Here is an 8731-nt window from a genome sequence, read left to right as displayed (position 1 = left end):
CGGTGCAGGATCTCCTCGTGGAGCCGGCCCCACACACCAGCTCGCGACCAGATCAGGAACCGGCGATGCGCGGTCGACTTCGATATCCCGAAGCATGGTGGCAACGCTCGCCAGGCACAGCCGCTGACCAGCACGTAGATGATCGCGGCGAACAGCGTCTCATCAGGCGTGTCCTGCGTCCCGCCCCCCTGTGGCCGCACCTTCGACGGCGGGATCAGCGGCTCCGCGATCTCCCACAGTCCGTCCGGAACAATCCAACTCCACGTACCCCGCCCCATGCCGAGTCCAACGAACCAACACCACATAGGACACGGTCTAAGCCACGGCTACCGCCGGTGAACCAGCCCGGACCGCCGAGGCCGGGCGGCACACTGCGCGGGTGACCACGCCCCCCGCCTGAACCGGGTTCAGAAACCTCCACGCTCAGACCCCGACGACAGCGCCTGCGCCCAAACCCTCCCGACCTGGCCCCGGCCGCCCACTCGGTTCAACAAACAGCCGTTCGGCAACCCGTCACGACGTGGGACGGGTCCTCGCAAGCGGCGAGGCGTACACCAGACCCGCCCATCACAAGAAGAGCACCAAGCCCCGCCGACTGGACAAATGACAAGCTCAGACGGCCGGCAGCGCGTACAGCCGCTTGGCGTGCATCGCGGCCAGCCGCTTGCCCGCCGGGACCACGTACCACTTCTGGTTCTCACCGGTGTTGTCGTTGTACGTCCAGCGCAGCTTTCCGGTCGCCGCGTCGAAGGCATGCACGCCGCCGTTTTTGTCATGCTCGGTCGCGCCGTACAGCGTGCCGCCCACCTTGGCGAACTGCCACGCCTCCGCAGCCTTGCCCACCAGGTCCTTGTTGTGCCAGATCTGCTTGCCCGTTCCGGGGTCCACCGCCCACATGCCGTACGCGCTGTCGGAGGCGTAGAGCACCCCGTCCAGGACCTGCGGATCGTTGAACCAGGTGAACTTCTCATTCGCCAGCGACCAGCGTTCCGTGCCCGCGTCCAGCTCGAACGCCCGCAGCCGCTGCCCGTCCGGCACGATCAACAGGTCCTCGTGCACAGCAAAGCGGTAGTAGTTGGACCTGCCGATCTTCTTCGTCCAGAGCTGCCAGCCCGTCGTCGTGTCGCGGACGGTCACGTTCTTCCGGAAATCGGTGTACGCGAGGCGCCCGCCGACGACCGTGGCGGTGATGCCAAACTCCTCGGTCCCCTTGTCCCGCTTTTCACGCCAGGCGATCTTGCCGGAGGTGGTGTCGATCCCGGCGATCACATTGGTCGGCGTCGAGGAGTCCTCTTCCAGGATCCCGGCGAGGACGTAGACGTGTCGGTCGTCGGCCGCGATGGGGCGCGGCTGCTCGTACTCCTTGCCCAGGCGGCTCCGCCAGGTCTCCTTGCCCGTGGCCGGATCGAGGCCCACCACGTCGCCGTCGTACTCGGCGCTGGCGAGATAGAGCGTCCCGCCGCCGGTGATCAGCTTGGCGCCTGGAATGGTGACGCCCGGCCGTGACCACTTCTCCTTGCCGCTGACGGCGTCACGCCCCACCAGCGGGTCACCCGACACCACGACCGTGTCCCCGATGACCGCGAGCGCGTGGATCCCGGCCAGGTCGTCGTTGGCTGTCTTCTGCTGCCACAGCGGCTTGGGCTCGGTGCCCGGGGGCGGGGTGGTAAAGGTGTCATCGCCCTTGTTGGTGTCACCGCCCTTGCCTCCACCGGGAGTTGTGCCGCCGCCCGACGCGCCCGTTGCCTCCTCGGGTGTGCACCCCCATGCGCCTGCCCCCAGCACGGCCAAGCCGAGCCCCGTCCCGGCCAGCCTGATCGCCTGCCTGCGTGACACCGCGTGCCCGTCACGTCTGCCCATGTCGGTTCCCCGTCCCCGTTTCGCCCGTATGTTGCTGACGCCCCCTCGGGCGTCTAGAGCCCGGTAAGGCTAGCCGTCAGATCTCGGCCAGTCGTCGGGCGGTACGCAACCGGGACGCGTCCGTGAAACTACTGTCACACAAGATCAGCAACTCCTGGCACTCGCGCGTAAGCGCTAATGATCTGCTGCGATGGTTCGCAAGATGTACGGCATCCGCGCCGCCCGCGGAGACGGCATCACTCTCTCCGCCGGGGGAACCGAGGATCACAACGGACCGCGGGAGGCGCCACGGCGCCCAGATGCCCCCACCTTCGTCCGGAGGCGGGCCAGCCCACCGGCAGAGCTGCCGACGGCCGGCTGCCGTCGCTGCCGGTGCCGTGACCAAACGACGCCGACGCCGTTGGGTCTGCGACGCGTGCGTGAATCCGTCCCCGCGGTGCGCGCTCCTGGGGCCCTGAGACCGTGCCCGGCTCAGGGCCCCACCCGAATCGAACCGGTGACCGTGTACACGACCGGCGAACTTCGGTGTGTCAGCGGCGGAGAAAGCCGAAGACCCCGTTCTCCTTGCGCCACACCTCCGCTCCGCCTTCGCCTGAGCCTCTTCAGCCGCCGGTTCCTCGGCCTCCTGGCGCTCACGCTCCTTGGCGTGGGTGCACACGGTGTAGTCACTGTGCTGACTCTCGCGTCGCTGTGCTGGGCACGAGGCGTCCGTCATCGTCTCGTCCACCTGCCCAGGAAGGGCCCCTCAAGACCCGTTTTCGCAAGCACCACGATGAGAAGCCGTTCAGGCGCTGAAGTGGTGGGGTGGACGTCGGCGTGCGGGCCAAGCTGAACCGCTACGCAGCAAGCTTGCGTGGGTGCACGGAGTGGTCATCGTCGGCCGATGATGCTCAGCCCAGCGTGGAAATGCAGAACGGGTGGCCTGCGGGGTCCAGCAAGACCCTCCGCTGATCGGGGTGCGGTTGAACCAGGGGTTCTGCGGCGCCAAGGGCCAGCATCCGGGCCTGAGCGGCCTCCAGGTCGTCGACGCCCAGTTCGATGTGTGCCTGCTTGCCCTGGGAAGGGTCCGGCCAGGTCGGACGCCGGTAGTCGGCCACCCGGATGAAGCCCAGTCCGGGTGAACCCTCGCGGCCGAGCAGGACGAAGTCGTCGCTGGAGTAGACGACGGGCAGGCCAAGCGCGTTGCCGTAGAAGTGGGCCAGTTCGGCGGGATCCGGGCAGTCGAAGTCGACGGACAGCAAGCGGATCGCGGGTGCGGATGTGGGTTCGGTACTCATGGGGACGACGCTATGACGGGACCAGGACAGAAACGGTCCTGGTCATGGGGAACAATTCAGGATGTGATCAGCACCTCGGCCCGCCTGTTGCGACTGGTCTCGCTGCTGTCCACACGGCCGACATGGACCTGCCGCGAGCTGGCCGAGCGGATGGCGGTCACTGACCGCACGGTCCGGCGGGACGTCGCCAGGCTGCGGGAACTCGGCTACGGCATCGAGTCCGACCCTGGGCCGTGGGGCGGTTACCGCCTCGGCGGCGGCACCCGGGTGCCGCCGCTGATCCTCGACGACGAGGAGGCGCTCGCCGTGGCCGTCGCACTGCGCGAGGCCGCGCTCAGCGGCGTCCTGGGTGGCGACCAGGCCGCGCTGTCGGCGCTGTTGAAACTAGGGCAGGTCCTACCGCCTCGGATCGCGGACCGGCTGGGCGAGATGGACGCCACCTTCGTACATACTCCCAGGCCCGAGGGCCCTCAGATCATCTCGCCCGGCATGCTGCTGGACCTGGCCGCCGCCTGCCGCCGTGGTGAGCGCACCCGTCTGTCGTACCGAGACCATGCAGGGAAGACCACCGTCCGGGACGTCGACCCCTACCGCCTGGTACACACGGGCCTCCGCTGGTACTTCGTTGCCCGGGACGTGGCGCGGGGCCAGTGGCGGACGTTCCGGGCCGACCGGGTGGTGCAGGCACGGCCGACCGGACACACGGTCGCACTCGTCGACCCGCCCGACCCGGCCCTCCTCGTCTCCCGAGGCATCGCCAGTGTCGTGTACCCGCTCTATGCGACAGTCCGGCTTCCCCACCCCATGGACCAAGCCCTACGGCTCGTCCCACCGACGATCGGCACCCACCACCCGGACGGCCCTGACGCCACCATCGTCGAAATCGGCGCCAACGACGCCGACCAGCTCGTCACATACCTCCTCAGCCTGGGCACCCCGCTACGGGTACTGTCCCCGGACCACGTACGTGAGGCGCTGCTGCGCCGCACCCGCGAACTGTTCGAGGACAACGAGGGCTGTCAGTCCCGGTAGGGGGCGTTGCGCACCTCGCCACCCATCGCGCCGGCCTGGAGAAAATGCCCCAGGTCTGGGGGATGACCGTCCGGAACGCCAATCGAAGGAACAACGCCGACCGCCCAGGTGAGCAATGTGCCCGCCGGTCGCTTCCCGGTAGGGTGCCAGGTGCTGATCTCTCACCTCCGTGACAGTGAGCGCGACCGGCACAACACCAGCTTGACCACGGACTCGCGGCTGTCGGGGAACCGCAGGAGGGAGGACTGTGCGGGTGCGCGGCGCCGACGAGCGCTGTCCCGTGAGGCCGGGGTGGGCGCCTGCGGTGTGGGGGACTACCTGGAGAGGTACACCAGCGACCTCTACCTGGAAAAGCCATCCGACGTGCAGCGCTACAGCGCGATGGGTACGCCCACCTCCAGGCCCAGGCCCAGGCCCTCAGCCCAGGCCACACCCGGCACTTCATCACCGACACCATCCAGCTCCACAGCGTCAGCCCCGGAGGGACAAGCCGAGCTGCGCCTGCCGTGTCCTTGGTAGACCCCCGTCGTCGAGCTGGTCGACGCGTGCATGATCCGCCCCCACAGCAAGCGCGCTGAGGGCCCTGAGCCGCCCGGCCGGGGCCCTCACCTCCCCACCCGGACGTCAGGGAAACCCGTCGCCCACGAGCCGGACGACCGAAGCGCCGAGCCGGATCTGTTCCGCGTCACGCCCATGCTCACTTCGACAATCGCCCAGGATCTGTCCGTCCAGGCCGTCCCCCCATGAAGAATGCTGCCGGCACCGATCGGGCGGGAACGTCGAGCATCGTCGCCTGACGTCCCGCTGGCACCGCCGCGCCCGAGCAACACTCCAAGCTGCTCCGCCCTCACGGACTGCGGCCGGGTCAGCCGCTGGAGGGCTGTACCGCTTCCCCGTATCTCGGCACCTCGGCCGCGGGGACGTCCAAGCCGAGCCGCACCAAGAGCAGCGGATGGCTCGGCGCCCGGCGCTCGATCGCGTGTCCTCGCTGCTTCCTCGACCCGTTCGGCAATGACGGGGCTGACGTGGAGGGGTTCGCGGCTGCCCGGACGCGGGAGAAGCACACGCCGGTCAAGGGTGGTCGGAACCGGTCTGGCTGATGTGGTCAGTCAGTTGGCGGGGCGGGTCCGGCTTGAGTCCGTCAGTGCTGGTGGCCGGGTGAGGCCGGCGGACCACTGCCAGCCGCCGGCTCAACAAGCGGCGCCCGTCTCCACGTCGTCCGGCTCTTCACGGGGCATCTCGGGCAGCGTCGCCCGTACGGGTGGTCGTACGTCAGCCGGCGAACCAACCGTGCGAGGCGCGCGTCAATCCAGGCATGGAACAGGTCGACGAGCAGCACATCCGCGAGCCGGCGCGGGTAGTCCTGGACATCACCGCCGCCGACGAAGAGACCATCCGCGTGGTGATGGCCGGCCTGCAGCGGCAATGGGCCACCTCCGGCATCACTCCGGTATGGCGCCCCCCAGGGGAATCCGGGGTCAAAGCGCGGATGTACGCGGACATCCGACACCCCGGCACGATGATGTAAGACCGTGTCCTATGTGGTGAGGCGGAGGAGTCGTTTGTAGCAGCAGAGGGCTGCGGCGAGGCCGAGAAAGGCCAGGTAGTTGCGAGGGTGACGCTCGTAGCGGTGGTTGAGTCTGCTGGAGCTCTTCCACGGAAGTGACACCACACCCGTGCGGTGCGGTGAGCGCGTCGGTCTTCACCGTCCACCGCGGGCCTGGCGCTCGACGGCGACGAACACGGACCGCTGCTCCTTGGCTGCCCTGTACGCGGTGGTGAAGGCGTCCATTCCCGTCGCGTCCGGGATCCGGCCGGCGGGGCATCGGCAGCGGCTGCGCGAGCAGCATCCTCGCAGGCGGCGGAGGGGCGCTTCGCGTTGAGGTGGAACGTGTCCTTCACGCCCCGGCCCCCGTATCCGCCCCGTGTGGCCGCCTGACACGATCACGGAATGACACACGGGGAAACGCATGAGCACATACGCGACCAGGAAGCCGAGTTGGCGGCCGCTGCCGAGGCCGGACAGGACGGCGCGTACCGCGCCTACGCCACATTCCTCGGCAAGAGCGGCCGGATGGACCAGGCCCTGCCCTGGTGGGCCAAGGCCGCCGAGCACGGGGACGCAGATGCGGCGCGCACGCTCGCGATCTGCCACAAGGACCGCTGGGAGTTCGCCGAAGCCGAGCGCTGGTACCGCAGCGCTGCCGACCGTGACGGCGGCTGCGCCTTCGGGCTCGCCACACTCCTGAAGGAGTCCGGCGACCAGGACGGAGCACAGGAGTGGTACGCGCGGGGAGCCGCACTCGGCCACGTCCAGAGCCTCACCAACGGCGCGGTGCTCAAAGCCGCCCGCCACGGTGCCTTCGCCGAAGCACAGGCGCAGCTGGACGAGGCGGCCGAACTGGGTGACCGCAAGGCGGCCTCGGCCCGTCAGGTGATCGAGAACATCGTCGACGACCTTGAGCTCTGGGAGGAGCGGCTCGCGCGGGCGGAGGCTGACGGGGACGCCGAGGCCGCGTTCGAGGCGCTGAGTCCGCTGCGGGACCCGGAGTACGAGGGCATGTTCACGTACTACCCGAGCACGATCCGCGCGGCGGAGGCTCTCTACGCGCGAGCCGCGGCGGTCGGCTCGCACCAGGCCCTGGTCGAGCAGGCCATCCTGGTAGCCCGCGACAGCGACCGGATCGAGGAGGCACGCGCCCTGGCCGTACGGGCGCACGAGCTCGGCTACTCGGGCGCGGCCTACGTCCTGGGTGTCTGGGCCTTCGAGCGCGGTGACCAGCGCACGGCCGAGCATTGGTTCGAGACGGCGGCCGCAGCACCCGATGGTCACGACTACGCCCGCTTCTACCTCGGTCTGATCGGCATCATGCAGCGGCGGCTGGACGAGGCCGAGCGATGGCTGCGTCTCACCGGCGACACCGAGGACGAGAACGATCAGTACGGCGGCCTGCCCAAGATGTTCGTCGAGCAGCTCGAGGAGATCGCGGCGATTCGCGCCGACCCCGCCCGACTGCCCGACCCCGAACTCGCGGCGCGCCTGCCCGAGTTGCGGGCGACCGCGGAGTCTGGCGGTGCCGAGGAGTGCTTCGCGTACGCCGATGCACTCGACCGCCTCTACCGGCTGCCCGACGCCGCCGACTGGTACCGCAAGACCGGCACTCCGCGCGCGCTGCTCGAGCTCGGCCGCATGCTGCAGGACTGCCATGCCGACGAGACCCTGCTCGTGCCGTACTTCGGGCCGGCCGCCGAGGCCGGGGACGCGGGGGCTGCGTACAGCATCGCCGGGATCCACACCCACGCGAAGAACGAGCGGGCCGCCGGCATCTGGACGCTGAAGGCCGCGGAGCTCGGTCACGCGAGGGCAGCCTGGGGCGTCGGCTGGGCCTCCGAAGAGCGGGGCGGGGACCCGCAGTTCGCGGAGCGCTGGTATGTGCGCGCCGCCGAGGGCGGTCTGGCGCGGCCCGCGTTCCTGGCCGGTCGCAGCATGGTGCGCTGGGGGCGGTACGCCGAGGCCGAGCGGTGGCTCGTGAAGGCGTGGGAGAACGACATCCCCGAGGCGGCGTACCACCTCGGCAGGGCGCTGCGCCGGCTCGGACGCACCGCGGAGGCCGAACAGTGGCTGCGCCGCGCGGTGGAGCGCTCCGGCGACTTCGACCCACCGCGCGGACCGCTCGAACGGCGCGTCGATCCCCGTCCCGAGCTGGCCGAGCTGCTCGTCGAGGCGGAGCGCGGCGAGGAGGCCGCGCCACTCGTCGCGGACATCCTCGCCGAGTACCCGGGCCACCTCGCGTCGCGCAGATCGAGGAGCGGGACTCCGACCCCGGTACGCGGATGAGCCTGCGGGAGATCCGTGAGCTGCTGGCTCAGGTGACGCACGAACACTGAGCGGCGAAGTAGCCGGAGCGGAGTGGCCGGCGCGGTGGGGAGTCAGTTCTGCACAGGCTCCTCGGGGACCTGATGTCCCCGCGTCGGCAGCACATCGTCGAAGAAGGGGCGGTCGCCGGCGAACGTGGGGCGCAGCCCGGTGAACTCCTCGGCGGTGACCCAGCGGGCCTCGAGCTACTCACTCATTTTGTGACTGTGTCAACGGCCGGGGACCCGTAAGCCGTGTAGCCGGGAGATCCGCTCGTAGGAGGCGCTCATCGGGGTATTCCTCACACAAGCAGCTTCGTCAGCAACAAGGCGCAGGGAGGTGCCGCGTGAACGGCGGCCACCTCTTCCCTCTCCTCGTCGTGTTGGCACTCGGGCTGATCCTCGCCGTGTTCATCGGCATCGCTGGCTTCGCGGTAGCCCGGTAGGGCTTGACATGCAAGGGGTGGCGGATCGGATCGACGACCTCATCGGTCAGGTCCGACGGCACGGCACGGTCGCCCGCATCGTCGGGCCCCGTAGCGCGTTCAGCATGATCACGACGTTGGAAGGGCAGATTGCCCCGATCTACCGGCTGGTCGCTGAAGCCGGACGGTTACTGAGGTTTTCAGGGTGGGGTCGGCGGGTTGATGGCCAGGCTTGTGGCGGTGAGGCAGCCGTCGATCAGGCGGGGCCGGAGCTGGATTCTG

7 protein-coding genes and 1 pseudogene are annotated in these 8731 nt (G+C 69.4%); 4 read left to right on the top strand and 4 right to left on the bottom strand.

The window, feature by feature from the left end:
* The 3 genes from AC07FK_RS33840 to AC07FK_RS33830 all read right to left on the bottom strand — a co-directional run.
* The coding region (locus tag AC07FK_RS33840) for a transposase (RefSeq protein WP_479108739.1) at positions 1 to 278 on the bottom strand (278 nt) is incomplete at its 3' end.
* A 334-nt stretch (positions 279 to 612) separates the two neighbouring features.
* Complete coding sequence (locus tag AC07FK_RS33835; protein ID WP_479108738.1) at positions 613 to 1860, bottom strand: outer membrane protein assembly factor BamB family protein; 1248 nt, start codon at positions 1858 to 1860, stop codon at positions 613 to 615.
* Positions 1861 to 2750: 890 nt separating this feature from the next.
* Positions 2751 to 3137: a VOC family protein gene (locus AC07FK_RS33830; RefSeq protein WP_479108737.1), complete on the bottom strand. Its 387-nt coding sequence runs from the start codon at positions 3135 to 3137 to the stop codon at positions 2751 to 2753.
* A 63-nt stretch (positions 3138 to 3200) separates the two neighbouring features.
* On the opposite strand from AC07FK_RS33830, the gene AC07FK_RS33825 reads away from it, so the two are divergent.
* Both AC07FK_RS33825 and AC07FK_RS33820 read left to right on the top strand, forming a co-directional pair.
* Positions 3201 to 4169, top strand: a complete 969-nt coding sequence (locus AC07FK_RS33825; RefSeq protein ID WP_479108736.1) for a helix-turn-helix transcriptional regulator — start codon at positions 3201 to 3203, stop codon at positions 4167 to 4169.
* A 1315-nt stretch (positions 4170 to 5484) separates the two neighbouring features.
* Positions 5485 to 5697, top strand: a complete 213-nt coding sequence (locus tag AC07FK_RS33820) for a DUF6207 family protein (RefSeq protein WP_479108735.1) — start codon at positions 5485 to 5487, stop codon at positions 5695 to 5697.
* A gap of 9 nt (positions 5698 to 5706) precedes the next feature.
* Here the strand turns inward: AC07FK_RS33820 and AC07FK_RS33815 are convergent.
* A pseudogene (locus AC07FK_RS33815) lies at positions 5707 to 5811 on the bottom strand (IS5/IS1182 family transposase); the annotation flags it as partial.
* A 309-nt stretch (positions 5812 to 6120) separates the two neighbouring features.
* Between AC07FK_RS33815 and AC07FK_RS33810 the strand changes: the two are divergent.
* On the top strand, positions 6121 to 8007 hold the full coding sequence (locus AC07FK_RS33810) for a tetratricopeptide repeat protein (RefSeq protein ID WP_479108734.1): 1887 nt from the start codon (positions 6121 to 6123) through the stop codon (positions 8005 to 8007).
* Positions 8008 to 8487: 480 nt separating this feature from the next.
* Positions 8488 to 8731, top strand: a 244-nt coding sequence (locus AC07FK_RS33805) for a dsRNA-binding motif domain-containing protein (protein WP_479108733.1), incomplete at its 3' end; no start/stop codon positions are given.

It is taken from the genome of Streptomyces sp. NPDC046122 (genome assembly GCF_056429965.1).
Note: the sequence above shows the minus strand (reverse complement) of the source record. Positions and strands in the feature narration are given on the sequence as shown.

Bases quoted from the DNA above. Each gene is read 5' to 3' on its own strand.
- AC07FK_RS33835 (WP_479108738.1), bottom strand. From the start codon at position 1,860: ATGGGCAGACGTGACGGGCACGCGGTGTCACGCAGGCAGGCGATCAGG.
- AC07FK_RS33830 (WP_479108737.1), bottom strand. From the start codon at position 3,137: ATGAGTACCGAACCCACATCCGCACCCGCGATCCGCTTGCTGTCCGTC.
- AC07FK_RS33820 (WP_479108735.1), top strand. From the start codon at position 5,485: ATGGAACAGGTCGACGAGCAGCACATCCGCGAGCCGGCGCGGGTAGTC.
- AC07FK_RS33810 (WP_479108734.1), top strand. From the start codon at position 6,121: ATGACACACGGGGAAACGCATGAGCACATACGCGACCAGGAAGCCGAG.